General features: G+C 38.1%; 2 protein-coding genes. Both read left to right on the top strand.

Features of this window, described 5'->3' with window-relative positions; all coding sequences use genetic code 11:
- The first annotated feature begins 196 nt into the window (after positions 1-196).
- Positions 197-1399, top strand: a complete 1203-nt coding sequence (locus tag EMN46_RS18430; RefSeq protein ID WP_229130419.1) for a protein rep — start codon at positions 197-199, stop codon at positions 1397-1399.
- A complete protein-coding gene (locus EMN46_RS18425; protein WP_154202480.1) occupies positions 1399-1623 on the top strand; it encodes a hypothetical protein in 225 nt (74 codons plus the stop codon). The genes EMN46_RS18430 and EMN46_RS18425 overlap by 1 nt, the downstream gene beginning before the upstream one ends.
- Positions 1624-1928 lie beyond the last annotated feature (305 nt).

The raw sequence follows: 1928 nt of genomic DNA, 5'->3' as shown, positions 1-1928 counted from the left end.
TGCGAAGAGGACGACGCATGAGAGATATAATGCGCCTATGTGTTGTCATGTGGTCTTGCAATAACTTTATGATGTGGCGTATATTTTGGACTGCACAATGAAAGCAAGTCCTCAATATTTATTTACGGGTACCATTATTCCCATACTACGAGGCAAAAAAAATGGGCTGACAGTGCGCTAACACTTCAACCCAGTGATGAACATTAATCAAGGAATGTCCATGAGTACATTTTATGGGGAAAATCCGTCCCTATCAAGCCCGAAAAGCGCTAAAAATAGCCAGCCCCTTGGTATATTTACGAAATCTCAGGTAATCCACAGCCAGCAAGGCTTTCAGCGATTCCATAATTTTTTACTTCAAGACCAATCTGCCAAACTTTTACCCCGAGAACGTGTGGGAAATTGTTTAAAAAAACGCATCGATAAAGATAAATTACGCGAAGTTAAATACAACGAATCTAGAAAAAAAGCTCACTGGGCCAATGTCCAGCGTTGTGGTTCTATTTGGTCATGTCCTGTTTGTGCCAAACAAATTACTGAAAAACGGAGAGAGGAGCTTAAAAAGGCTGTTAATACGTGGCAAACAAGCCATGACGGCTCAATTCAGCTATTAACCCTTACCTTTAGCCATTCCAASTCAGAAAGCCTTAAATCGCYCTTAGAWCGCCAMAAAAAGGCATATAAGATTTTCCTTGAAACAACAAAAGTAAAAGTCATTCTTAAAAAAATGGGTGTTGTTCATAAGGTCAGGTCTTTTGAGGTCACTTATGGTGATAATGGATGGCATCCGCATTTTCATATTTTGATGTTTAATAAATACATTTTGGTTTCTGCTGATCTTAGAAAAAATCTTTCTGAACTTTGGATAAAGGCCTGTGTTCGTGCAGGTTTATCAGCTCCATCTATGAAGCATGGTTTAGATTTGAGAGATGGTGAATATGCTTCTGAATATGTTTCTAAATGGGGTATTGAGCACGAGTTAACCAAGGGACATATTAAAAAGGGAAAGCACAACAGTCTCACACCTTTTGATCTCTTGCAGTTATCAATTGATGATCTTGATGTTTTTCAAAAAAAGCCCTCAAAACTTTTTCAGGAATTTGCAATTTCTGTGAAAGGTGCTCGTCAATTGGTTTGGTCTAGAGGATTAAAACAGCTTTTAGAAATTGAAGATAAAACAGACGAGGAACTTGCTGAAGAAACTGAAAATGAAGCAATAAGTTTAAGGACTGTTGATGAATATATTTTTAGTTTGCTTTGCCATTATCAAAAACGTCATCAGTTTTTAAAAGCGATTGAAGATGATTGGGAAAGTGGATCTTTTGGTAGTGGATCTACTGAAAAATTACTTATTGAGATACTAGAGTTAGAAACTAAAAGATTAAGTGAGGTTGCGTAATGATTTCTTCTATTCATATTTATATTGRCCGTGTTCATAGTCACCTACCTCAGTCATTTTGGGATGATGTTGGTTCTGATCTTCATCAAAAATATGAGTGCGACCTGGTTATCATGCCAGTTGATGAAGAAAATACACGTTTGAATGTTGAGRGTGATTTAACTCCAGATGAAATGATGGCTGTTAAAGATTCTTTTGGATCCCACATGCAAAAAACGCATTAAAAAAATCCCCTTTAAGCCTGACTTCGGTTGGGCTTTTTTTTGTCTGTTTCTTGAGAAACGCGTAAGCGTGCATTCTGAAAAACTCACCGCTTTTGAAAAAAGTGTAGTGAGTACACTTTCTCCAGTAGCCGAACGAGTGTCTACGAGTGATTCGGGATATTAAAATTTTAAATCCTTTTTCCCTGATTACAGCTCCCTTTTGATTTTTCACTGGATAAATAGAGCATCCCGAATGGGTGCGAACTGATTTCACACGGAGGCGCGGAAGAGATCGAAGAGGAGGACGATGCGAAGAGGACGACGCA

The organism is Ancylomarina sp. 16SWW S1-10-2 (assembly GCF_009669305.1).
GTDB lineage: Bacteria > Bacteroidota > Bacteroidia > Bacteroidales > Marinifilaceae > Ancylomarina.
Note: the sequence above shows the minus strand (reverse complement) of the source record. Positions and strands in the feature narration are given on the sequence as shown.